The following is a 22,518-nucleotide window of genomic DNA, read 5'->3' as shown; positions in this document are numbered from 1 at the left end:
AAACTAGCGAGGACCCCCGACAGAAAATCAGGCCGGACCGCGACGGGCCCACGTCCACGCGTATGCCGGGTCCTCGGAGGCCTCCGCCGCCTCACCCAACTCCAACGGGCGGAAGGTGTCCACCATGACCGCGGTCTCGTCGAAGTAGTCGACGCCCAGGGACGCCTCCACCGCACCGGGCTGCGGGCCGTGCGTGCAGCCCGAGGGGTGCAGCGACAGCGAGCCGATGCCGATGCCCGACCCCTTGCGCGCCTCGTAGTTGCCGCCGACGTAGAACATCAGCTCGTCCGAGTCGACGTTCGCGTGGTTGTACGGCACCGGCACGGACAGCGGGTGGTAGTCGACCTTGCGCGGCACGAACGAGCACACGACGAAGTTCGGGCCCTCGAACGTCTGGTGCACGGGCGGTGGCTGGTGCACGCGGCCGGTGATCGGCTCGAAGTCGCGGATGTTGAACGCCCACGGGTACAGGTGCCCGTCCCAGCCGACGACGTCGAACGGGTGGTTCGCGTAGGTGAAACGCGTGAGTCCCGCACGGTGCCGCACGAGCACGTCGACATCGGTGCCCTCGACGAGCAACGGCTCCTCCGGCCCCCGGATGTCCCGCTCGCAGTACGGCGAGTGCTCCAGGAACTGGCCGGCCTTGGACAGGTAGCGCTTGGGCGGCCCGACGTGCCCGGTCGCCTCCAGCACGAGCAACGACATCGGCGAGGACGGCACGACCCGGTAGGTGCACGAGGTCGGGATCACGACGTAGTCGCCGTCGCCGACCGTCAACGCCCCGTAGATCGTCTCGATGACGCCCGAACCGGCCTGCACGTACAGCAGCTCGTCCCCGAAGGCGTTGCGGTACAGCGGAGACGGCGCGTTGGCCACCACGAAACCGATGGTCACGTCCGGGTTCGAGAACAGCTTGCGCCGCCCGGTCACCGCGTCGACCTCGTCAGAAGCCCAGGTCAGATCGGTCGTCTTGAAGTGACGGGGCTTCAGCGGCAGGTTCGGGGAAGCGGTCCCGCGCTCGTCCTTCACCGTCTCCGCGTTGACGATCGCGGTAGGCAGGTACCGGTGGTAGAGCAGTGCCGAATCCGCCGAGAACCCCTCGACTCCCATGAGCTCTTCCGCGTAGAGGCCACCGTCCGGTTTGCGGAACTGGGTGTGGCGCTTTCGGGGGATCTCTCCCACCTGGCGGTAGTAAGCCATGAGTGCTCTCCGGGTCCTTCCAAGACGTTCGACTATCGGACATCTTTGTTCAGTTGGCGGTACACGGCTAGCGTGTCAGCCGTGTCAAGCGCTGTCGAACTCCGTGCGCCCGGTCCGCGCGGTACTCCGCCCCTGCTCGCGAGGCTTGTGGATGATGCCGCGCTGTTCCCTCCGGGGAACGCGTCGATGCCCGACGCGGTGCGCGGTCACCTCGACGGACGAGTCGGCGACTTCTCCGGCGTCATGGGCCTCTTCCTCTGTCCTGCCTCCCGCCTCGCCGAGCTGATCACCGAACTGATCAAGGTCAAGCCGGCCAAACCGATAGCACTGAGCCTCGTGATCGACACCGGCCTCGGCGGCGTGCCGAAAGCCGTGTCGATCGTCGAGAGCAGAAGCGAACTCCTGGCTCTGCGCATGGTCGAGATGCCCGCACCGTCCGATGTGGACGAGGTGTGGCTCGAGCGCGTGTCGGAGTTCGTCCCCGAGGACGTCATCCGCGTCGTCGAACCCCGCCGCGGCGGTGCCGAGTGGCTCGACGGCGTCCGCCGGGTCATCGAGCACGGCAGTTGGCCCAAGCTGCGCTGCGGAGGGCTCTCCCAGGAGAACTTCCCGAGCGTCGAGGAGGTCGGTGACTTCCTCACCGTCGTCAGCGGCGGCGGCGTCGCGTTCAAGGCGACGGCGGGCCTGCACAGGGCCGTCCGCCACACCGACGAGCAGGGCTTCACCCACCACGGCTTCCTGAACCTCCTCGTGGCCACCGCGCGGTCCCTCAGTGGCCGTGACGTCCGCGAGGCGCTCGCGAGCACCGACGCCGAGGCTCTCACCGCCGAGGCCAAGGCGCTCAGCGACCAGGCCGCGCACGCCGTGCGAGGCGTGTTCGCGAGCTACGGCTCGTGCTCGCTCTCCGAACCCGTCACCGACCTCGAGGGGCTGGGCCTGCTGTGAGCTGGATCAGCGACCCGAAATTCACCCAGGACCAGCCGTTCGGACCGCAGACCCTCCCCTACGGCGTCGTCGACGGGGGCGTGGCCGTCCGCGTCGGCGACCGCGCGTTGCTCCTCAAGAGCCTCGCGCTGGGCAAGTGCAGCGAGTACGTCCAGGAGGACTCGCTGGACCCGCTGCTGAAGGCCGGGCGCCCGATCTGGAGCGTGCTGCGCGCCAAGCTCAAGGAGATCGTCCAGTCGAGTTCCGCCCCCAAGGGCGCGGAGCTCGTCGGGATCGAGACCGCGAAGCTGCCGTTCACGGTCGGCGACTACGTGGACTTCTACTCGAGCAGGCACCACGCCGAGAACGTCGGGAAGATGTTCCGCCCCGACGGCGACGCGCTCACGCCGAACTGGACGCACCTCCCGATCGGCTACCACGGCCGCGCGGGCACGGTGTACGTCTCCGGCACGGAGATCGTCCGCCCGAACGGCCAGAAGCGCGGCAGCGAGGGCCCGAAGTTCGGGCCGTCGGAACGCCTCGACATCGAGGCCGAGGTCGGCTTCGTCTGCGGCGGCCCGAAGGCGGCCAACGTGTCCACCAGCAGGGCCGCCGAGCACGTCTTCGGCGTCGCGCTGGTCAACGACTGGTCGGCGCGCGACATCCAGGCCTGGGAGTACCAGCCACTCGGCCCGTTCCTGGCCAAGTCGTTCGCCACGTCGATCGGCGCGTGGATCACGCCGCTGGAGGCGTTCTCGGTTGCACGCGTCCCGACGCCGCCGCTGCCGAACAAGCTGCACGACTACCTGACGTGCGACCAGCCCTGGGGCCTGGACATCACGATCACCGTGGAGCTGAACGACACGATCGTCGCGCGGCCTCCGTTCCGCGAGATGTCGTGGTCATTTGTGCAACAGCTGGCACACATGACGGTGAACGGGGCTACGGTGCGCCCAGGTGATCTGTTCGCCTCCGGCACGGTCTCAGGACCGGAGAAGAACGAGCGCGGCTCGTTCCTCGAACTCAGCTGGGGTGGCAAGGAACCGTTCAAGCTCGACGACGGCTCCACGAGGTCCTTCCTGGAGGACGGCGACACGGTCAAGCTGACCGCCACCGCTCCCGGTGAGGGCGGCTCCGTGGTCGGTCTCGCCGAGGTGGTGGGAACAGTTCGGAGTGCGTGATGGTCGGAGCGACGAAGGAGAGCTCGCTGACCCTGGAACGGGGTCTGGCGCTGCTCCAGGCGGTCGCTGAGGCGGAGTCCGAGGCACCGTCGATCTCGGAGCTCGCCGTGGCCATCGGCGCGTCCAGAGCGGCCGTGTACCGGCTTCTCGTGCCCCTGCAGGCGCGCGGTCTCGTGCGCCGGGAGGGCTCGAAGGTCAGGCTCGGCCTGGGCGTGCTGCGCCTCGCCTCCAACGTCCTCCCCCAGCTGCGCATGGCGGCCAACCCGGCACTGCGAGAGCTCGCCGAGAAGGTCGGCGCCACCGCACACCTCACGGTCGCGGACGGCACCGAGGCCCAGGCCGTCGCCGTCGTCGAACCGTCGTGGACCGCTTTCCACGTGGCGTACCGGGTGGGTTCCCGCCACCCGGTGCACCGCGGGGCGGCCGGCAAGGCGATATCCCATCCGGGCGAGCCTTGGGTCGTCTCGGCCGGTGAGCTGCAGCCGAACGCGTACGGCGTCGCGGCGCCTGTGCGCGGTGTGCCCGGCCTCAGGGCGTCCGTCGGTGTCGTGGCGCTGGAGAAGCTCGACGCGGACGTCATCGGCCCTCACGTCGTGCGTGCGGCCGAAGAAGTGGCGGCCGCGCTCAAATGACCGAAGAGCGGCTACGGCGCTGGCGGTTGCTCCTGGGTCCGAGCGCGGAAGACGTGTCCGAGCTCGGCGAGGACGACCAACGGCGTGATGGTGCGCTCACGGGTCTGTACGGCGGTGGCGGTGATCGCGGTGCCGGCCTCGGCGCCAGTTCTCCGCAGCTGCACCGCTGGCTCGGCGACGTCCGCAAGTACTTCCCGACCTCCGTCGTGCAGGTGATGCAACGGGACGCGGTCGAGAAGCTGGGCCTCAAGCAACTGCTGCTCGAACCCGAACTGCTGCAGTCGGTCGAGCCGGACGTGAACCTCGTCAGCACCCTGCTGCAGCTCTCACGCGCCATCCCCGCCCGCACCCGCGACACCGCGAAAGCCGTGGTGCGGAAGGTGGTCGAGGACATCGAGAAGCGCCTGACGGACCGGCTCGTGGAGGCCGTCCGGGGCGCGGTCGACAGGTCGAGGCGCACTCGCCGCCCCCAGCTGCAGGACGTCGACTGGGCGACCACGATCAAGGCGAACCTCAAGAACTACCAGCCACAGCACAAGACCGTCATCGTCGAGGACCTGATCGGGCACCGCAGGCGCAGCCGGACGGCGGCGATGCGGGACGTGATCCTGCTGGTCGACCAGTCGGGCTCGATGGCGGAGTCCCTGGTGCACGCGGCGGTGCTGGGTTCGGCGCTCGCGAGCATCCGGTCGATCTCGACGAAGCTCGTGGTGTTCGACACCGAGGTCGCGGACCTGACCGACCAGCTCAGCGACCCGGTGGACCTGCTGTTCAGCGCACAGCTCGGCGGCGGCACGGACATCAACCGCGCGGTCGCCTACGCGCAGACGCAGGTCCGCAGGCCCGTCGACACGGTCGTCGTGATCATCAGCGACCTCTACGAGGGCGGTTCGGAGACCGAGCTGCAACGCCGCGTCCGCGAACTGGTCGCGAGCGGCGTCACGGTCGTGAACCTGTTGGCGCTCAGCGACTCCGGCACACCCGCCTACGACCACGAACTGGCCGCGAAGCTGCACGCGCTGGGCGCGCCCGCGTTCGCCTGCACGCCGGACAAGTTCCCCGAACTGCTGGCGGCCGCGCTGCGCAAGGACGACCTCACGCAGTGGGCCGAGGCCGAAGGCATCGCTACCGGTCGATGACCCTGCCGCGGGTGAGGAACGCGAGTCCGCGCGTCATCGCGACGACGCGCCCGCGCTCGTCCGGGCCGGCGATCCACATCCGCCTGGTGTGCCGCACGAGAACCCGGGCCCGTTCGGGGAGTTCGGGCAGCCGCAGGTGCTTCTCCGAGTCCTCGACCCGCAGGTACGCCTGCCGCCCGATGCGCCGGCCCGCCACGAAACCCACCGACACCGGACGCCACGGGAACCGCTCGATCAGCTCAAGGGTGCCGCGTCGGGTCAGGAAGTGCCGCAACCCCGGCGCGGCCAGTTCCAGCACCACGGGGACGGACAGCACGATGAGCCAGAGCCAGCCGATGACGAGCACGACGCCGAGCACCGCGAGCGCGAAGAAGATGTGCCCGACCGCCCGCCGGTCCGCCCGCGCGAGGCAGGTGTCGCTCCAGTTCTCGATGATCATCTCTGCACACGCGCCGGGATCAACCGCGGTACTCCTCGGAACGTGACGAAGGTGTTTCCGGCCGGGTCCGGTGGCACGAACCACACACGCCGGTGACGCGCGATCCGTCCGCGCAGGAGAGGACCGACGCTCAAGGTCAGCAACAGAGGCGGTGACGACAACACGACCAGACGCCCTCCTTCCCACTGCACATGGGCGAAATGCCACGGTTCGCCTTCCGGTAAACGCACCGGACGCTTACGCGTCACCCACCAGAGCACGGCCGCGGCGAAGAAGAGCAGCACCAGCGCCACCGGCGAGGACCACGACCACACCAGTACCAGCACGAACTGGAGCGCGAAGGCCGCGCCCGCGAGCACCGTCCACACAAGGGCACGGCGGCTCGCCCGGTCCACGCAGTGCCGGGTCCACCGATCGTCGAGCGCCGTCACCTCGGTGGACGGCTTGTTGGGCACGACCACCCGTCCAAGGTACAGGTGATCCTTCCCTTGATGACTGGCACTAAGTTAGGCTTGCCTTACCTTCGAGGAGGTGCAGCGGTGACCGACACCCAGCTCAAGCGCCCGCCGGCGCCGCACGCCGCAGAGCGCGCTCGCACGATCGCGGCTCGCCACGGTTCTGCCGTACTGCTTCCTCAGTCCGGATCCCGCACCAGCCCGTTGTTCCACCACGTGCACCCGTGCGGAACCACGATCCTGCTGCTCGCCGACGAACACCCGCTGGTCGGGCAGCTGTGGCAGACCCCGCGTGCCGAGGTGACGGCGATGCTGGAGATCGCCGACCAGGCTCCCGTGCAGCTGCGCGAACCCGTGCGTGGCCTGCTGTGGCTGACCGGCTGGGTCGCCGCGCTCGACGGCGAGGAGGCGCGCGAGGAGATCCTCGCCGTCGCCGACGTGCGCCCCGACCACAGGCTGCTCGACGCGGGCCACGGCGCTTCGGTGCTCAGACTCACACCCGCGTCGATGGTGATCGCGGACGCCGAGGGCACCTCTTCGATCAGGCCGGAGCAGTTCGCGAGCGCGAGGCCGGACCCGTTCTGCCGCAACGAGGACAACTGGCTGCGACACCTGGAGGCCGCGCACCGCGACGTCGTCGGCCAGCTCGCCCGCCACCTGCCGGAGGAACTGCGGAGCGGCAACGTGCGGCCGCTCGGGCTGGACCGGTTCGGGCTGCGGCTGCGGGTCGAGGCGGAGTGCGAGGACCACGACGTGCGGATCGCGTTCTCCAGGCCGGTCAGCACGGCCCAGGAACTCGCCGCGGAGCTTCGCCGGTTGATGGGCTGCCCCTTCCTGTCCCAGAGGTGATCCAAAACTGCCGGTAGCGTCTGGCTGGTGACCTTGATCCCGGCCGGCGAGAAGCGCGGTTACCAGCTCGAACTGCTGATCGTCTTCAGCATGACGCTCGGACTGTCCGGCCTGCGCAGCCTCGTGCGGCTGATCGACAGCCTGCTGCAGCCGACGCCGCTCAACCAGCAGTCCGTCGCGATCAACGTCCCGCAGGCTCGCGCCGACCTGCTGGACCTCGTGGCACAGCTGCTGGGCGTGCTGCAGCTCGCCGCGTGGGGTGGCATCGGGCTGTACCTGTTGTGGCGCACGGGGATCAAGCTGCGCGTCATCGGGCTCGACGGCACCCGCAAGCGCGCGGACTCGCTGGGCGCGCTGGGACTGGCCGCGATCATCGGCATCCCCGGGCTGGCGTTCTACTTCGCCGCCTGGGCGCTCGGGCTGAACCTCGCCGTGCAGCCGTCCACTCTGGACAACCAGTGGTGGATGAGCCTGGCGTTGATCCTCGCCGCCGCCGGCAACGCGTGGGCGGAGGAGGTGCTCGTCGTCGGGTACCTGATCACGCGGCTGCAGCAGCTGGGGTGGCGGCAGTACACGGCGTTGTTCGCGGCGGCGGTGCTGCGCGGCTCGTACCACCTCTACCAGGGCTTCGGCGGGTTCGTCGGCAACCTGGTCATGGGTCTGGTCTTCGGTCTCTACTGGCAGCGGACCAAGCGGCTGTGGCCGTTGGTGATCGCCCACACGATCCTCGACGTGGTCGCGTTCGTGGGCTACACAATGTTGCGCGGCAAAGTGAGCTGGTTGCCCTAATGATTCGATGGTTGAACCTGAGTTCACACCCCATCCGTTGCGTTTTCGAGCTCACAAGCGGCGATTTGTGCTGTTCAGGGTTACGCTCGATCGGTGACCGCGCACACGATCGCTGAGACCGAAGCACTTCCGGACGCCGCACCCCGGGTGGACAGCGAGGTGGGTCCGTTGCGCACGGTGCTGCTGCACCGGCCGGGCAACGAGCTCAAGAGGCTCACCCCGCGCAACAACGACCAGCTGCTGTTCGACGGCGTGCCGTGGGTCGGCAGGGCCCAGGAGGAGCACGACGCGTTCGCCGCGACGCTGACCTCCAAGGGGGTCGAGGTCCTGCTGCTGGGCGACGTGCTCGTGCAGGCACTGGAGGACAACCGCGCGCGCATCGCGGGCATCCACAGCGCCGTCAACGAACGCCGCCTGGGCATCGACCTGGCCGACGCGCTGCGCAGCCACCTCACGTCGCTCGACGCGCCACAGCTCGCGCACGTGCTGATGACCGGCATGACGTTCGAGGAACTGCCGGCCGCCGAAGGCGCGTCGCTGGTGCGCAAGATGCACCTGCCGATCGACTTCGCCGTCGACCCGCTGCCGAACCTGCTCTTCACCCGCGACTCCTCGGTGTGGGTCGGCGACCGCGTGGCCATCACGTCGCTCGCGCTGCCCGCCCGTGACCGCGAGACCACGCTGACCGACCTGATCTACGCCTACCACCCGCGGTTCCGCCGCACGGGCCGTGCGTACGGCGCACACTCGGCACCGCTGGAGGGCGGCGACGTCCTGCTGCTCGCCCCCGGCGTGATCGCCATCGGCGTCGGCGAGCGGACCACCCCGGCGGGCGCGGAGTCGTTCGCCCGCTCCGCTCTCGCGGACGGCCTCGCGCACACGGTGCTGGCGGTGCCGATCGCGCAGGAACGGGCCACGATGCACCTCGACACCGTCTGCACGATGGTCGACCGCGACGCCGTGGTGATGTACCCGGCGATCAGCGACGCGCTCACCGCCTATCCGCTGCGGTCCGACGGCGACGGCGGCGTGCGGGTGGACGGCCCGGTGCCGTTCCTGGAGGCGGCGGCCGAGGCGATGGGCATCGAACGGCTGCGGGTGATCGACACCGGCCTCGACGTCGTCACCGCCGAGCGCGAGCAGTGGGACGACGGCAACAACACCCTCGCCGTGGCTCCCGGTCTCGTCGTGGCGTACGAGCGCAACGTCGAGACCAACGCGCGCCTGGAGGACGCGGGCGTCGAGGTGCTGCGGATCGCCGGTTCGGAACTGGGCTCCGGCCGCGGCGGCCCCCGCTGCATGTCGTGCCCGATCGACCGGGCACCATTGGTGTAGATCACATTAGGAATGCCTAACCTTTGTTTGGATTACCTTTCCAAACAAAGGTTAGCTTTTCCTGGAATGCGCATGATCCCATTTTGGGTTAACGTACCCTTCATGGCCTCGAACGTGAAGAAGATCCTGTCCGGAAAGTCGAACTTCCGCGAGCTGCTGCGGACCCAGGTCGGCAACGAGTTCTCCGCTTCGCAGCAGTACATCGCGCTCGCCGTGTGGTTCGACAACGAGGACCTGCCGCGCCTCGCGTCGCACTTCTACAAGCAGGCCCTCGAAGAGCGCAACCACGCCATGATGATCGTGCAGTTCCTGATGGACAACGACATCCCGGTCGCGATTCCCGGCGTCGAGACGCCGATCAACGAGTTCAAGTCCCCGCGTGAGCTCGTCGCCCTGGCCCTGAGCCAGGAGCAGCAGGTCACCGCCCAGATCATCGCGCTCGCGAAGGCCGCCCGCGAGGAGAGCGACTACATCGGCGAGCAGTTCATGCAGTGGTTCCTGAAGGAGCAGGTCGAGGAGGTCTCCTCGATGAAGACGCTGCTCACGATCATGGACCGCGCGGACGGCAACATGTTCTACGTGGAGACGTTCCTGACCCGCGAAAGCGTCGGCGACGAGGGTTCCGACTCCGGCGCTCCGACCGCCGCCGGCGGCACGATCTGAGTTTTTCTTCGCACGCTTGAGTGCCTGAACACAAAAGGACCGCCTGACCCGTTTCGGGGCAGGCGGTCCTTTCAGTTGTTGAGCCGGGCGGCCTGACGGGTGAGATATTCCCGTTCGGCGAGGTTCGACGCTTTGCCGGCGGCCTCGGCGTAGAGTTTCGCGGCCGTTCGCCGGTCGCCGTCGCGTTCGTGGAGATAAGCCGCCACGGCCGAGTAGCGGGGAAGCGTTTCGTCCAGTTCCGCCAATGCTTTCAGTCCGGCGCGCGGTCCGTCCGCCTCGCCCACGGCCACCGCCCGGTTCAGCCGGACGACGGGACTGTCGGTGAGCGCGAGCAGTTCGTCGTACCACTCGACTATCTGCACCCAGTCGGTCTCCTCGGCCACGGGCGCGTCCGCGTGCAGTGCCGCGATGGCCGCCTGCGCCTGGAACTCCCCCAGCCGGTCCTGCGCGAGCGCCGCCTGCAGGATCTCGACGCCCTCGGCGATCAGCGCCGTGTCCCACCTGCCGCGGTCCTGCTCGGCGAGCGGCACGAGCCTGCCGCCCGCCGTGGTCCGGGAGGCACGGCGGGCGTGGTGCAGGAGCATGAGCGCGAGCAGGCCCGCGACCTCCGGGTGATCGATCGCGGCCGCGAGTTGCCGGGTGAGCCGGATGGCCTCGGCGGCCAGGTCGACGTCACCGGAGTAGCCCTCGTTGAAGACCAGGTAGAGCACGCGCAGCACGGTGGCGACGTCGCCGGGCTGGTCGAACCGCACGTCGCCGACCGTCTTCTTGGCCCGGCTGATGCGCTGGGCCATCGTGGCCTCCGGCACCAGGTAGGCCTGCGCGATCTGACGGGTGGTCAGCCCGCCGACGGCCCTGAGCGTGAGCGCGACGGCCGACGGCGGCGTGAGCGACGGATGCGCGCACAGGAAGTAGAGCTGCAACGTGTCGTCGGTGTCCGGCGCGAGCCCCTGCTCGGGTTCGGCGTCGACGAGGTCCTCACGCCGGCGCCGCGCCGTCTCCGCCCTCGTGGCGTCGAGGAACCTGCGCCAGGCCACCGTGACCAGCCAGCCCTTCGGATCCCGCGGCGGATCCTCCGGCCAGACGCGGACAGCCTCCACCAGCGCGTCCTGCACGGCGTCCTCGGCCGCCGCGAAATCGGCTCCGCGGCGGACGAGGATGCCGAGCACGGCCGGCGTGAGACTCCTGAGCAGTGCCTCGTCCACAGCTACTCCGTGATCGTCGGCGCGGTGCCGTAGAACGGACGGAGCTCGAGCCACTCGTGGATCGGCTTGCCGTCCTTGCCCGGCGCCGCCGACAGCTTCCCCGCCAGTTCGAGCGCGCGCTCGTAGCTGTCGACGTCGATCACCATCCACCCGGCGATGAGGTCCTTCGTTTCCGCGAACGGACCGTCGGTGACCGGCGGCCGTCCCTCACCGTCGTAGCGGACCCACGTCCCCTCCTGCGCGAGCGCCTGGCCGTCGACGTACTCACCGCTGGCCTTGAGCTCGTCCGCGAAGTCGCTCATGTACTGGATGTGTGCGGAGATCTCCTCTGGCGTCCACTGGTCCATCGGCACGTCGTTCGCCGGGGCAGGTGCGCCGCGGTAGTGCTTGAGCAGCAGGTACTTGGCCATCTCGGATCGTCTCCCTCGGGTTCGGTCGCGACCATCCTGGCCGCTTTCACCGGGGAGACGGAACCGAAACGCGGATCTCGACATGGCCGCCCAAGATTGTTTCGGCTAGCTGTGGCAGTCCTGGTCGCGGTGCATCAGCTGGGCGTGGATCAGCACGCCGTCATCGTTCCCCGTGAACGCGATCGAGGCGTTCGGGTTGTCCGGCAACTGGGTGCTCCAGTTGGTGCGGCTTCGGTGGCGCCGATGCCGACGCCGTCCGACTTCATGTCCGCCGCGGATGTGGCGGTGCTGCCGGGATAGGCGCGGACGTGCATGCGGACAGGGCGAGAGCGGCGGTGACGGTGATGAGAACGAGCGAGCGGTTCATTTTCTCCCCCAGGAAGTTGCGCGAAGGCGTACCCGCCCCACCCCCAGCGGGGCGGGTACGACGTCCAGGCGAAGCGGGCTGGTCGTGGAATTCGCGGCCATTAAACGAAAGGCCGTTCGGCACAATTGTCAGAGGAGCATTGACACGCAGTCTGCGACCTTCGATTCAAGCCTCACACCGACCACCGCATCCGTTACCTGCAGCGAGTTACGGAACGTGTAGGCGGCGTTGTCGTCAATGCTCGTCGTCATACCATTGCGGTACTCGAACGCGTCCGGATAGGCGTTCTTCACTTCGATGAAGGTCGAGCCGACACCAATCCCCTTGGACGTCTTGGCGTCCGTCGGCAGCGTGATCCTCACGACGCCGTACTTTTTGGAGATCGCCATCCTGTCATCGGCCACGCAAAAGCCGTCGCCACGGCTCTCCCAGGTCATGTCGGTCAGACCGGCGGCCCTGGCTTCTTCCAGCGTCATGCCCAGCTTGAGCGGGCCGTAGCCCAGGCGGGTGTCGACTTTCACGAAGGCGTCGGGCCTGGGCGGGTTGGTCACGGTGACGGTCGTGAACTCGGTGACCACCGTCGGCGACGGAGGTGCGGGCAGCGGCTCCGCGGTCACGGCCGCGGTGTTCCGCGACGCCTCGGGCGCGGCGGTGCACGCGGCGATTCCGACCGTGGCGACAGCGACCACGAATGCGATCTTGATTGCGTTCTTCATTTCAGGTACCCCCCTGTTTCAGACACCCGTAAGACGCTGGCACAGCGGATTGGTTGCGAAGTTCGTTGTCACAGAAAAGTCACGAAGAACCGACTTCTTCAGGCCTCGAAAAAGAGGCATACCAAAACACCGCCGCACTCCCAAAGAGCGGCGGGGTTTCGGCAAGGCTCGGTCAGACGGTTGAACAGTCGTTGTCGGAAAGGCGCATCTGGACCGTCGTCACCTTTGCGCCGTCGCTCTCGAAGATGTACGACCATTTGGGTGTCGCGGCCATCGCCACGACCACGGCGGAACCACTTTGCGTGGCATTCGGGTACGCGGTCTTCACAGCGTCGACCGTCGAACCGGCGCCGACGTTCTTAGGCGTCTTGGCGTAGGCCGCGAGCGTGATCCGCACGATGCCCTTGACCGGTGAGACGATCACGGCGTTGGAGTCCGGCACCGACTGCGTGGCGTATGCCGTGCAGCGGTTCTCCTCGTCAGCGGGAGTGCTCGGCTCGACCAGCGATCCGGTCTTCAGGGCGTTCGCCTCTGACATTCCCAGCGCGAGCGATCCGTAGCGGCCCGCCTGCGCCTCCGGCGTGGCCGGCGGGGGCGGGTTCGTAGTCTTCTTGCCCGTGGTTCCCAGGTTGGGGCTGGGGTTGCCGCCGTTGGAGTTCGGCGGCGGGTCGACGGTGACGGTCGCGATCGAGGTGAACGTGCTGACCGAGATCGGAGGCGGGGACGTCGGGGTGCCGGACGAGGCGGTCGGCAGCAGCGGACCGGCCAAGTCGCCGGGATTCCGCAGGCGGATCTCGGCCAGGCCGAGGCCCACGCCGGCCAGGGCCACCACTCCGAACACGCTGGCGACGGCAGTGCGTCGCCGGCGTCGGCGCCGCGCTCCACGGACCACCGAGTCGGTCACGTCCGGCGGCACGTGGACGACCAGCCGATCGTCGCTGAAGAGCCTGCGCAGATCATCGTCCAGATCGCCCACCGGTCAGTCCTTTCCCAGGCGTGTCCGGAGACTCGCCATCGCCTTGCTGCTCTGACTCTTCACCGTGCCGCACGAGATTCCGAGCGCGTGTGCGATCTCGGCCTCGGAGAGGTTCTCGTAGTAGCGCAGCACGACCACCGCTCGCTGCCGTGGCGGCAACGAGCGCAGTGCCTGCCAGAGCGGTTCGTTTTCGAGCCTGCTCAGCTCGGGTGCCACGGCGCCACGGTCGGGGATGTCCGCCACGAGGTTTTCCCGCCGACGCCGACGCCAGATGCTGATGTGTGTGTTGGCCATCGCCCGGCGGACGTAAGCGAGCGGGTCGTCGCCCTTGCTCTGCACGGCGGCCCAGCGGGACCCGACCTTCTCCAGCACAGACTGCACCAGGTCGGCCGAGTCGTGCGGGTTTCCGGTGAGCGCATGCCCATAACGCAGAAGTCCGGGCATCGACACGCGCACGAACTCCGCGAAGTCCCCCACGGCTTCCGCTCTTCCTCCGCCGCGTTCGGCGGCTGACTCCAGCTGCAGCACCGCCGTCACGGCACGCCCCCTCCCCGAAGCAGCAGACTGGCTTCGAGGGGTCCACGCCCGGGCGCGCCAAACGGTTGCCCAACTAAATCACAGAACGGCAACGGCTTCCGGGAGAACGAACGAACCGTCCCGTTCGCAGGGGAACTCGTGCACCTCGGCCACCGCCGCGACCGGGATCCGGCCGTACACGTGCGGGAACCACAACGGCGAGTCCGCCACGGCCTCCCACCGCACCGGCACGTCGAGCAGCTTCGGGTCGATGACGAGCAGCAACAGCCCGCTCTGCCCGTGGAAGAACCTGCCGGCCGTCACGTGCACGACTCCCCGATCGGAGCAGTGCACGAAGTCCTCGCCGGCGGGCGCGATCGAGCCGGCCGACCGGGCGGCTGCCCAGTCGGCCGTCGAGATGATGTGCAGCAGCACTTATCCACAGCTCCTTGTGGACAACCCTGTGGACAGGGTCATCGAAGCGTGATCTGACGACCGCGCAGGCCGTCGCGGGCGCGGCGCTCGGCGTCGGACAGCGGCTCGTCGGAGGCGAGTGCCTCCAGCAGGCGCTTGCCCAGTGCCTCGGCGGGGTCGGCCCACTCGCGGGCGTGCATCTCGCGGTCGAGGTCCCAGACCGGCACGAGCAGGCCGTGCGCGCGGAACGAACCGGCGTAGCGCGAGCCCTCGCCGAGGTCGAGCTCACCGCGGGCGGCCAGCCTGGCCATCGCGGGCACCAACTTCTCCTCGGGCTCCGGACGGACCCAGCGCAGGTGCGCCTTGTCGCCCGCGTCGACCCAGTAGGCGGCCTTCACGCCGGGCGCGTCGAGGCGCTCGGTCGGCAGGATCGCGGCGTTCGCGCGCTCCAGGGACAGCGCCACCTCACCGGTCGGCTCGGTGCCCTCGGGCATCCACCACACGAAGTCGGTGTGCAGCACGGGGGTGATGTCGGCGTCGGTGTCGAGCAGGTCCTGCAGCCGGGCGGGGTTCTCGCCGGCGTCCGGGCCCACGACCGGCAGCACGTCACCGGTCTTCGCCTGCTGTGCCCACTGCAGCGCCCGCGCCAGGTCGCGGCTGATGTCGCCGGACCGCGTCTGCACCTGCAGACCCACGAACGGCACGTCGTCGCCGCGGATCAGACCGGCGGCGGCCATCGGCAGCACGGTGGCGAGCGTGACCTCGCGCCCGTCCTTGACCGGCAGCTTCACGATCGCGGACGGCACGAACTCGCGCAGGGCGATCAGCTCGCACTCGGCGGCCAGGCCCTCGAACGGCCGGGACACGATCACGTCCGTCGCGCCGCCGGGCGCGCCGTGGCAGGCCTTGTAGCGCTTGCCGGAGCCGCACGGGCAGGGCTGCTTCGGGTTGATGCCGTCCTTCGGTGCGTCCTTGACCGCGGTCCGCTTGGCCACCTTGGCCCTCCTCGTGCTCAGGCTTGTCTAGGTGGCCAAATTAGCCGTCAGCAGGCGGCGGGTGTTCGCCGGGGCATTGGTCGCGAGGTAGCGGACCCCCAGGTCACGGCACAGCGCGACGTCCTCGGCTCCGTCCACGGTCCACACGTAGGTCTCGTGGCCCGCGCGCCGCGCCCGATCGACGTAACCGGGATCGTTGCGGAGCAGGTGCACGCCCGGCCCGGTGTAGTCGGCGAACGACGGCAGCGCACCGCTGCGGTACCGGCCCAGGCGGTCGAGGAGCAGCACCGTGCGGATGTCCGGCGCCTGGTCGCGGAACGCCTTCACCGCCGTCGGCGAGAACGACATCATGACGATCTGGCTGGTGAGGCCATGCCTCTTCAGCGCCTCGGCGAGCTTGCGTTCGATCTCGTTGCGGTACCGGACCGGGTGCTTGGTCTCGACGAAGAGCTGCACGTTCGTGCCCTGGACCAGCTCCAGCAGCTCGTCGAGCACCAGCAGCCCGGCCGGCTGGCCGTGGCGGTGCCAGCTGCCGTAGTCGAACGTCTTCAGCTCTTCGAGCGTGAGCGCGCTGACCGTGCCACGCCCGTTCGACGTGCGGGCGAGCGTGCGGTCGTGCACACACACGAGCTCGCCGTCCTTCGACAGCCGGATGTCGCATTCAAGGCCGTCTGCACCCTCTTTGAGCGCGAGCTCGTAGGCGCCGATGGTGTGCTCGGGACGGTCTGTGGACGCGCCGCGGTGCGCGACGATCGCAGGCTGCTGCACACCCCGAACGATAGTTCCTTGGCAACAATTTGAGTCATCAATCAAATCGGCGTGGACGAAACGCGGATCGCGACCTACCGTCCCGCCTTGTGACGTTCGACCAGCGTGATCCCGCGTTCATCGCCGACCCCTACCCGGCCTTCGCAGCCCTGCGCGAAGCCGGTGAGGTGCATCACCACGAGCAGATGGGCATCGCCGTCGCCGTCTCGCACGCCGCCTGTTCGGCGGTCCTGCGGCACCGCTCGGTCGGCCGGATCTGGTCGGACGTGAAGCCGGTCGAGCAGTTCATGGCCTTCAACCTGCTGCACCGCAACTCGATGCTGGAGAACGAGCCGCCCGCGCACACCCGCCTGCGCCGCCTGGTCGCCGCCGCGTTCGGCCGCGGCCACGTGGAGCGCCTGCGCCCGTGGGTCGCCGACCTGGCCGACAAGCTCGTCGACGAACTCGTCGCCAAGATCAAGGACCAGGGCCAGGGCGACCTGCTCGCCCACGTCGCCGCGCCGCTGCCGGTCGAGGTGATCGCCGAACTGCTCGGCGTGCCCCAGCAGGACCGCTACCTACTCCAGCCGTGGTCGAACGCCATCGTGAAGATGTACGAGTACGGCCTGCCCGCGGAGCAGCAGGCCTTGGCCGAACGCGCGTCCACCGAGTTCGTCGCCTACCTGCGCGAACTGATCGCGTTGCGCCGCGTCTCCCCCGGCAACGACCTCGTGTCCGACCTGGTCGCCGTCACCGACACCGACGGCGCGAGACTGACCGAGGACGAACTCGTCGCCACCGCAGTGCTCCTGCTGATGGCGGGCCACGAAGCCACGGTCAACGTCATCGGCAACGGCGTCTACGCCCTGATGCGGCACCGTTCGCAGTGGGAACGCCTCTCCCCCGAGTTGATGCCCACGGCCGTAGAGGAACTCATCCGCTACGACTCGCCGCTGCAGCTCTTCGAACGCACCGCCACCGAACGCGTGGAGATCGCCGGCCACGTCGTCGAACCCGGCGAGAAGATCGCCGCGCTGCTCGGCGCCGCCGCCCGCGACCCGCTGGTCTTCGAGAACCCGGACGTCCTCGACATCGGCCGCGAGAAGAACCAGCACCTCGGCTTCGGCATGGGCATCCACTACTGCCTGGGCGCGCCGCTCGCCCGCATCGAGGTGGAGGCGGCGCTGTCCTCGTTGCACCGCAAGCTGCCCGGCGCGGTGCTGGCCGAGGAGCCCAACCGGCGCGCGGAGTTCGTGATCCGCGGCCTGCACTCGCTGCCGCTCAGCGCGGGGTAAGCAGTGCCTTCGCGCGCTGACCTACAAGGAAGATGCTGAGCTGGTCGAGCACGTCTGGACTATGCACCCAAGCCCGGCGATCGGCGTGGTCAGGCAGGTCAGGCGAGGAGAAGTCGCGCTTTTCCATCGCGGCGGCCACCCGGTGCAGACAAGCAACCACGTCGACGGGCCAGGCCTCGTCCTTTTGGTGCATCGCAACGAAGAGCGCGCAAGCAACGTTCGCGTCGTACGCCTTGGCCAAGCCTGCCCGCAACTGTGCCAGTGAAGGCCGCTCCGTGCGAACCATTCTCGGAAGGTCAACCAGCAACTGCAACTGGTCCCCCGCTCTAGCTGTCATCAGGATGGCGGCCACTATTATCACAAGCAAAACAACGACCGCCAACGCGATTCCAACAGCCATCAGCGCCCAGTAGACATCACCCAGAACAAAGGCCACCACAAAAACCAGAGGCAACCCAGTTATTATCGCATGTTTCCACCGACGCAACTTGATCCCGCTGCCGACGAAAATGTCGGAGAATCCCAAGCTCGGCACCTCGAACGACGGCACTCGCGGAGGCCCACCACGTCCCCGCGCCGAGGAAAGCAGGGCAGCGGGACCAAGAAAGACGAGAAGGGCAACGACGCATCCACCCAAGAACGAACCTAAACCAGAAAACCAGCTACCAAGGAACATGCCGAACGGCACTACAGACGCCAACAGAACGGCCGTCGCGAAAACCGAACTGGCCTCGTCGGGTTCCAGCCATGGAACAATTGCCCGCATGCGGGCACCACTGGTGGAGGAATGGGCGTAGAGAAATCTGACCACGAAGAAGTAGACAACCGCGAGAACCGTAAAGAGAACGCCCACCACCCACCTGGCTTCGGTGAGCCAGATCAGAGTCCAGATAGCGGGCACCACCAGGGCCGCGTACAGCAGCGGTCCTGCCAGCAACAACCGCATAGCGCGTTCGAAGACGGCAGGGTCAGGGGTGCGCTTCAGCTGTGCCCGCACCGACAACCGGTCGCGACGCAGCCGTCCACCGACACTCAGGTCCAGCAACATCCGGCGAACCTGGAAGTGCAGTGGCTCCGCCAACTGCGGCACTCGCCGCAACTGCGCGAACGACTCCTGACGCAACCACTCGCTCTGGCTCGCGAATCCAGCGTCGAGCAACTCCTGGCACTCCTCCTCCGTGGCGACGGAACAGACCTCCAGCACCCACTTCCGGTCGAAGTGCCGCCCGTTCTCCCACGCTTCGGCCAGCAGCGCGCCCACGCGCGACGGAACCTCCGGGTGCGTCTTCAGCAACGCGGGTGAGCTGCCTTCCGCGAGGATGTTGAGCAAGTACAGCAGCCCAGATGGCCACGCGAAGCCGAGCTCAGTGGTATCCGGGATGTCGCCGGGCAGCAGGGAAAGCGCCGCTGTCAGCAACCGTTCCGCCTGTTGTGGTTGCTGCGTCTGGAGGATCGTCACGGCGGTCTCTCGCCACTGCCCGCTGGTGAGCAGGGTGAGCACGGGCACCCGGTCCGGCTCGCGGATCACCACGCAGGTGGCGAAGTACTCCTGCAACCGCCGATGGGAGAAGGTCACGCTGTCGTCGTCGCCGATCCGCGCGATCTTCGTGTATACCAACGCATCCAGAGCGCGGGCGAGTTCGTCCGCAGGCCGGCCCGTCGCGGCGGCGAGCATGGTCGCCGCCTGCGTTTTCGGCACCTCCAGCCCCAGCGACTGCTGGTCCGCGATCAGGAAGGCGAACTCCTCCGCCACGGCGCGCACATCTGCACCGGTGACGCCGAAGTGACCGCGCAGACGCTCGACGTCGCGATCGAGCCGGTGGTCGATGTAGGTCTCCAGCACCGCGTGGACGTTGGTCGGGAAACCGCTACCCTCCCGCATGTGCTCGCATAGCAGGCCGAGGAACAGCGGATTTCCGGACATCTGCTGCACGCCGCTTTCCGCCGTGGGCAGCTCGCCGAGCAGCAGATCCTCGGTGTCCGGAGGCAACTCGGACTTCTCGACCAGCAGCTTCTTCCGCTTCTCCGACAACGGAACGACCCGGAACGTCGGCCATTCCGCGCGGCCGGGACCGCGGAACTCACGGCTCGCCACGATGCCGCGGCACTTGTTCATTCCGTGCAGGAAGGCGTGCACGGCATCCGCGTAGTCCACGATCACGTCGTTCGCCTCGGTGGCGCTGAGGATGTCCGGGATCTCGTCGAACGAGTCGAAGAGGAAGAGCCACGTCCCCTCGCTCAGCCCACGATCGAACTCGTCGTCCAGGAAGCGTTCGACATCGCGGTCGCGCACGGCGTTGGCTGAGGACATCACGAAGGCTCGAACGTCTGCCGAATTCGGTCTGGTGTCGCACCGGAAAGTCTTCAGGTTCACGTAGACCGGAATGACTGAGGTCTCGCTGGGCCTGCGCATCGCCCTGGTTGCCATGCGTTGCGCGAGATGCCGCATCGCCACGCTCTTGCCCGCACCAGGCTCGCCTTCGAGCAGCACGATGCGGTCTTCGCACTCCTCCAGCGCCTTCGACAACGACGGCACGCGACGCAACGAGTTCAGCGAGGTGCGGCGGAATCGCCGACGTCGACCGGTGATCTCCAGTTCCGCCTCCAGTTCGGCGTACCTGGTGTCGCGCCATTCCTCCTTCTCTCCGAGTCTCCGCATCTGACTTTCGACGTGGTCAGCGAACCGCGCTCGCCGCGAAGCTCGCCGCTTGTCCGTGCGAGTGGTCAGCCAGCGCCAGCCGCGCCCGATGGCCTGGCCCGCACCGAAGTACTTGAACAGAAGCAGCAACAGCCCAACGGCGATGAGCGGGGTGACCAGCCAGGCTGGCAGGTAGCGCTCAGCGAACTCCTGGATCGCCTTCAGCAGATCGTTCGCGTGTCCCATGTCCTGCGCCATGTCAGGAACTTCGGACCGGAACGACCGGGAGTTACAGCAATCAGCCGAACCGGTGATACTTGCGCGGGAGCTTGAACCCGCGCTCCTGCATGACCTCGCGCAGCCTGTCCGGGTAGTCGGTGATGATGCCGTCGACGCCGTCGTCGATCAGCTTGTGCATGGTGGCGGGGTCGTTGGTCGTCCACGGGATCACCTTGAGGCCGTGGCGATGCGCGTCCCGCACGAGCTCGCGGGTCGTGAACGGCACGTAGCCGGGGTCGCCGACCTTGCCGTTCTGCGGGTTGCCGTGCACGGGCGACAAAGCCTTGGCACCGAAGGACTTCACTGCCCGAGCCACGCTGCCACCGAAGTCGGCGAGTTCAAGGCCGCCCGTCCACGGCGAGCCCGGCCGCAGCATCTCCGGCTGCGTCAGCGCCACCAGCGGAATGCGCGGCTCGACCTCGCGCAACCGCATCAGGGTGCCCCAGTCGAAGGACTGGACGGTGATGTTCCGCATGAAGCCCGAGTGGCGGATCTCGCGGACTGCGCGTTGCACGAACTGCTCTCGTGGCGCGGTCTCGTGCGGAGCCGCTGCCTCGACCTTGGTCTCGATGTTGAAGCGGATGCCCCACGCGCGGTGCCTGCGTGCGAGGTCGAAGAGCTCGGCCAGGGTGGGCATACGGGCGCCCGGCGAGAGTTCCTGGTCCGGGTACTGCGACCACCTCGTGCTGCCGCAGTCGAGCGTCCGCACCTGGGCGAACGTCAGGTCCTTCACGTACTTGCCAGCGTAGGGGAACTCGGGATCGCCGGGGAACGCGGGCGCGGTGTCGAGGCACTTCGCCGGGTTCGTCCTGCGGTCGTGGGTGATGACCTCGCGGCCGTCCCTGGTGATCTGCAGGTCGAGTTCCAGGGTCGTCACACCTAGTTCGAGCGCCTTGCCGAACGCCTTGAGCGTGCTCTCGACGGTCAGGCCGATGCCGCCGCGGTGTGCCTGGAGGTCGAAGTCCCGGTTGTGTGCCTGGGCGACGCCTGGTGTGAGCAGCGCGATCACCAGAGCCCCGATGAGTGTCCGCATTCCTCCAACCTGGCACTCACCGGGGAACGCCGGAAGGTCCACCAGGGCGAACGTCGCCTGAACAGATCAGCGGGGCGAGCCGGACGCGCGGACCGAGCGCAGTGGCGGCTCGGGGGCGTCCTTGACCTCCACCACGCGCATCAGCCGGACGGACGCGGAGTCCACCGGCAGCAGCAGGGTGGTGATCCGGCGGACGACCAGTGCCGACGTCACCGCGACACCGGCGAGCAGCAGGTCGGCGAACGCGTGCAGCAGCACGCCGTCCGCGAGGGCCTGGGTGCTGGAGCGGAACGACCACAGGACCACGATCACGACCATCAGCCCCGAGCCGGCCCAGAGGCCCCACCACCAGCGCAGGAGCTTCGACGGGGTCGGGCGTTCGCCGGCAGGCCTGCGGGCCACGGCGTGTTCGAGTTCGGCGAGCACCGAGCCGGGCACCACGAGGTTGACGCCGGGCACGATCAACCCGATCAGCACGTCCCGGTCCGGGCGTGAGGGCCCGTAGCCCACGAGCGTCGCGGCCACGTTCCGCGCCCGCCGCACCCACAGCATGGTGAGGATCAGCGACAGGAAGCAGCCGGTGATCGTGATCGCCGACGAGGACACCACCATGGCGTCCGACGTGCTCACGACACCGGAGGACAGGGCTCCGAACCGGCTCAGCGCGACCAGCACGTAGCGCCAGATCTCGGAGCCCGCGCCCCACACGGCGACGGCGGCGAGCAGCCACAGCGAGTTCTGCGCGGTCCGGCCCAGTCGGCGCACGGCGTCGACCGAGTCGGGCCGCTCGACCGTGCCGGGCACGGCCGTGGGCCAGCGCCACGCGAGCAGCGGGAAGCCCCAGCGCGGCGTGACCGGGTAGTTCGGCGGGCCGCTGTAGGACGGCCGCTGCGACCGGTGCGACGGCTGCGGGTACGCACCGGGCGGCGGAGTCGCCACCCAGTCCACGCGCATCGGCTGCAGCGGCTGCACGATCAGATGACCTCGGGTGCCATGCCGTCGGCGCCGCCCTCGAGCGGACGACCGGCGGCTTCCCAGTGCTGCATGCCGCCCTCGACGTTGACGGCCTCCCAGCCGTTCTCGTTGAGGTACTGGGTCACGCGGGCGGAACGGCCACCGGCACGGCACACGACGTAGAGCTGCACGTCGTTCGGCACCTCGGCGAGCCGGGCACCGATCTCGCTCATGGGGACGTGCAGCGCGCCGGGGGCGTGGCCGGCGTCCCACTCGTCCTGCTCGCGCACGTCCAGCAGAACGGCGCCCTCGGGCAGCTGCGCCGGCACGTCGGCGATCTCCACGCTTGGAACAGTCACGCCTCAGA

At 68.4% G+C, this 22,518-nt stretch carries 24 protein-coding genes; 9 read left to right on the top strand and 15 right to left on the bottom strand.

All coding sequences use genetic code 11. The annotated features are described in order from the left end of the window. Window positions 1-27: 27 nt before the first annotated feature. A complete protein-coding gene (locus IG04_RS0131230; protein ID WP_030480329.1) occupies window positions 28-1,200 on the bottom strand; it encodes a homogentisate 1,2-dioxygenase in 1,173 nt (390 codons plus the stop codon). Window positions 1,201-1,281: 81 nt separating this feature from the next. On the opposite strand from IG04_RS0131230, the gene IG04_RS0131225 reads away from it, so the two are divergent. Genes IG04_RS0131225 through IG04_RS0131210 form a run of 4 tightly spaced genes read left to right on the top strand, consistent with a single transcriptional unit; the run spans window position 1,282 to window position 5,076 of the window. After that, window positions 1,282-2,145 (top strand): hypothetical protein, encoded by an 864-nt coding sequence (locus IG04_RS0131225; RefSeq protein WP_051771048.1) that lies wholly within the window; start codon window positions 1,282-1,284, stop codon window positions 2,143-2,145. Then, the gene (locus tag IG04_RS0131220) at window positions 2,142-3,305 is read left to right on the top strand and encodes a fumarylacetoacetate hydrolase family protein (RefSeq protein ID WP_030480327.1); all 1,164 of its coding nucleotides are present in this window, start codon (window positions 2,142-2,144) and stop codon (window positions 3,303-3,305) included. The genes IG04_RS0131225 and IG04_RS0131220 overlap by 4 nt, the downstream gene beginning before the upstream one ends. After that, the gene (locus IG04_RS0131215) at window positions 3,305-3,937 is read left to right on the top strand and encodes an IclR family transcriptional regulator (RefSeq protein ID WP_030480326.1); all 633 of its coding nucleotides are present in this window, start codon (window positions 3,305-3,307) and stop codon (window positions 3,935-3,937) included. Before IG04_RS0131220 ends, IG04_RS0131215 begins: the two co-directional genes overlap by 1 nt. Beyond that, complete coding sequence (locus IG04_RS0131210; protein ID WP_036016296.1) at window positions 3,934-5,076, top strand: VWA domain-containing protein; 1,143 nt, start codon at window positions 3,934-3,936, stop codon at window positions 5,074-5,076. The genes IG04_RS0131215 and IG04_RS0131210 overlap by 4 nt, the downstream gene beginning before the upstream one ends. On the opposite strand, the gene IG04_RS0131205 is transcribed toward IG04_RS0131210, so the two are convergent. Beyond that, complete coding sequence (locus tag IG04_RS0131205; protein ID WP_030480324.1) at window positions 5,063-5,515, bottom strand: hypothetical protein; 453 nt, start codon at window positions 5,513-5,515, stop codon at window positions 5,063-5,065. The genes IG04_RS0131210 and IG04_RS0131205 overlap by 14 nt on opposite strands. After that, window positions 5,512-5,976, bottom strand: coding sequence for a hypothetical protein (locus tag IG04_RS0131200; protein WP_245816638.1), 465 nt, complete (start codon window positions 5,974-5,976; stop codon window positions 5,512-5,514). The genes IG04_RS0131205 and IG04_RS0131200 overlap by 4 nt, the downstream gene beginning before the upstream one ends. Before the next feature lie 78 nt (window positions 5,977-6,054). On the opposite strand from IG04_RS0131200, the gene IG04_RS0131195 reads away from it, so the two are divergent. From IG04_RS0131195 to IG04_RS0131180, 4 genes are all read left to right on the top strand, one after another. Next, entirely contained in the window at window positions 6,055-6,819 is a 765-nt protein-coding gene (locus IG04_RS0131195) for a DUF2470 domain-containing protein (protein WP_030480322.1), read from the top strand. 90 nt (window positions 6,820-6,909) lie between these two features. Beyond that, a complete protein-coding gene (locus IG04_RS0131190) occupies window positions 6,910-7,608 on the top strand; it encodes a CPBP family intramembrane glutamic endopeptidase (protein ID WP_084402051.1) in 699 nt (232 codons plus the stop codon). 147 nt (window positions 7,609-7,755) lie between these two features. After that, entirely contained in the window at window positions 7,756-8,943 is a 1,188-nt protein-coding gene (locus IG04_RS0131185) for an arginine deiminase (protein ID WP_030480320.1), read from the top strand. A gap of 102 nt (window positions 8,944-9,045) precedes the next feature. After that, on the top strand, window positions 9,046-9,606 hold the full coding sequence (locus IG04_RS0131180; protein WP_030480319.1) for a ferritin: 561 nt from the start codon (window positions 9,046-9,048) through the stop codon (window positions 9,604-9,606). A gap of 71 nt (window positions 9,607-9,677) precedes the next feature. Here the strand turns inward: IG04_RS0131180 and IG04_RS0131175 are convergent, their stop codons facing one another. The 8 genes from IG04_RS0131175 to IG04_RS0131135 form a co-directional block, all read right to left on the bottom strand. Beyond that, entirely contained in the window at window positions 9,678-10,811 is a 1,134-nt protein-coding gene (locus tag IG04_RS0131175) for an RNA polymerase sigma factor (protein ID WP_030480318.1), read from the bottom strand. Window positions 10,812-10,813: 2 nt separating this feature from the next. Then, window positions 10,814-11,221: a YciI family protein gene (locus IG04_RS0131170; protein ID WP_030480317.1), complete on the bottom strand. Its 408-nt coding sequence runs from the start codon at window positions 11,219-11,221 to the stop codon at window positions 10,814-10,816. Window positions 11,222-11,716: 495 nt separating this feature from the next. Then, window positions 11,717-12,304 carry a hypothetical protein gene (locus IG04_RS0131160; protein WP_030480316.1) on the bottom strand — a complete coding sequence of 196 codons (588 nt, stop codon included), beginning with the start codon at window positions 12,302-12,304 and terminating at the stop codon, window positions 11,717-11,719. 172 nt (window positions 12,305-12,476) lie between these two features. Then, the gene (locus IG04_RS0131155) at window positions 12,477-13,280 is read right to left on the bottom strand and encodes a hypothetical protein (protein WP_030480315.1); all 804 of its coding nucleotides are present in this window, start codon (window positions 13,278-13,280) and stop codon (window positions 12,477-12,479) included. A gap of 3 nt (window positions 13,281-13,283) precedes the next feature. After that, window positions 13,284-13,808 carry a SigE family RNA polymerase sigma factor gene (locus tag IG04_RS0131150; protein WP_051771046.1) on the bottom strand — a complete coding sequence of 175 codons (525 nt, stop codon included), beginning with the start codon at window positions 13,806-13,808 and terminating at the stop codon, window positions 13,284-13,286. Window positions 13,809-13,895: 87 nt separating this feature from the next. Next, window positions 13,896-14,231 carry a DUF952 domain-containing protein gene (locus tag IG04_RS0131145; RefSeq protein ID WP_030480313.1) on the bottom strand — a complete coding sequence of 112 codons (336 nt, stop codon included), beginning with the start codon at window positions 14,229-14,231 and terminating at the stop codon, window positions 13,896-13,898. Between the two features lie 38 nt (window positions 14,232-14,269). Further along, window positions 14,270-15,205 (bottom strand): DUF5926 family protein, encoded by a 936-nt coding sequence (locus IG04_RS0131140; protein WP_030480312.1) that lies wholly within the window; start codon window positions 15,203-15,205, stop codon window positions 14,270-14,272. A 27-nt stretch (window positions 15,206-15,232) separates the two neighbouring features. After that, window positions 15,233-15,973: a glycerophosphodiester phosphodiesterase gene (locus IG04_RS0131135; protein ID WP_084402032.1), complete on the bottom strand. Its 741-nt coding sequence runs from the start codon at window positions 15,971-15,973 to the stop codon at window positions 15,233-15,235. Window positions 15,974-16,062: 89 nt separating this feature from the next. On the opposite strand from IG04_RS0131135, the gene IG04_RS0131130 reads away from it, so the two are divergent. Continuing rightward, on the top strand, window positions 16,063-17,247 hold the full coding sequence (locus IG04_RS0131130) for a cytochrome P450 (RefSeq protein ID WP_030480310.1): 1,185 nt from the start codon (window positions 16,063-16,065) through the stop codon (window positions 17,245-17,247). Here IG04_RS0131130 and IG04_RS44375 read toward each other — a convergent pair. The 4 genes from IG04_RS44375 to IG04_RS0131110 form a co-directional block, all read right to left on the bottom strand. After that, window positions 17,234-20,143, bottom strand: coding sequence for an NACHT domain-containing protein (locus IG04_RS44375; RefSeq protein WP_051771012.1), 2,910 nt, complete (start codon window positions 20,141-20,143; stop codon window positions 17,234-17,236). The genes IG04_RS0131130 and IG04_RS44375 overlap by 14 nt on opposite strands. 40 nt (window positions 20,144-20,183) lie before the next feature. After that, window positions 20,184-21,197, bottom strand: a complete 1,014-nt coding sequence (locus IG04_RS0131120; RefSeq protein ID WP_030480308.1) for a glycerophosphodiester phosphodiesterase — start codon at window positions 21,195-21,197, stop codon at window positions 20,184-20,186. Between the two features lie 66 nt (window positions 21,198-21,263). After that, window positions 21,264-22,169, bottom strand: a complete 906-nt coding sequence (locus IG04_RS0131115) for a DUF4328 domain-containing protein (RefSeq protein ID WP_245816639.1) — start codon at window positions 22,167-22,169, stop codon at window positions 21,264-21,266. 2 nt (window positions 22,170-22,171) lie between these two features. Then, window positions 22,172-22,510 carry a rhodanese-like domain-containing protein gene (locus tag IG04_RS0131110; RefSeq protein ID WP_090006701.1) on the bottom strand — a complete coding sequence of 113 codons (339 nt, stop codon included), beginning with the start codon at window positions 22,508-22,510 and terminating at the stop codon, window positions 22,172-22,174. Between the last annotated feature and the right edge of the window lie 8 nt (window positions 22,511-22,518).

The sequence above is a fragment of the Lentzea albidocapillata genome (assembly GCF_000719115.1).
GTDB lineage: Bacteria > Actinomycetota > Actinomycetes > Mycobacteriales > Pseudonocardiaceae > Lentzea > Lentzea albidocapillata.
The sequence above is the reverse complement of the archived record's forward strand: the minus strand, read 5'-3'. Positions and strand labels throughout refer to the sequence as shown.

What these genes read in the sequence shown, in the direction of transcription:
- IG04_RS0131120 (WP_030480308.1), bottom strand. Translation starts at nt 21,197, where the DNA reads ATGCGGACACTCATCGGGGCTCTGGTGATCGCGCTGCTCACACCAGGC.
- IG04_RS44375 (WP_051771012.1), bottom strand. Translation starts at nt 20,143, where the DNA reads ATGGCGCAGGACATGGGACACGCGAACGATCTGCTGAAGGCGATCCAG.
- IG04_RS0131210 (WP_036016296.1), top strand. Translation starts at nt 3,934, where the DNA reads ATGACCGAAGAGCGGCTACGGCGCTGGCGGTTGCTCCTGGGTCCGAGC.
- IG04_RS0131160 (WP_030480316.1), bottom strand. Translation starts at nt 12,304, where the DNA reads ATGAAGAACGCAATCAAGATCGCATTCGTGGTCGCTGTCGCCACGGTC.
- IG04_RS0131190 (WP_084402051.1), top strand. Translation starts at nt 6,910, where the DNA reads ATGACGCTCGGACTGTCCGGCCTGCGCAGCCTCGTGCGGCTGATCGAC.
- IG04_RS0131215 (WP_030480326.1), top strand. Translation starts at nt 3,305, where the DNA reads ATGGTCGGAGCGACGAAGGAGAGCTCGCTGACCCTGGAACGGGGTCTG.
- IG04_RS0131180 (WP_030480319.1), top strand. Translation starts at nt 9,046, where the DNA reads ATGGCCTCGAACGTGAAGAAGATCCTGTCCGGAAAGTCGAACTTCCGC.
- IG04_RS0131170 (WP_030480317.1), bottom strand. Translation starts at nt 11,221, where the DNA reads ATGGCCAAGTACCTGCTGCTCAAGCACTACCGCGGCGCACCTGCCCCG.
- IG04_RS0131205 (WP_030480324.1), bottom strand. Translation starts at nt 5,515, where the DNA reads ATGATCATCGAGAACTGGAGCGACACCTGCCTCGCGCGGGCGGACCGG.
- IG04_RS0131230 (WP_030480329.1), bottom strand. Translation starts at nt 1,200, where the DNA reads ATGGCTTACTACCGCCAGGTGGGAGAGATCCCCCGAAAGCGCCACACC.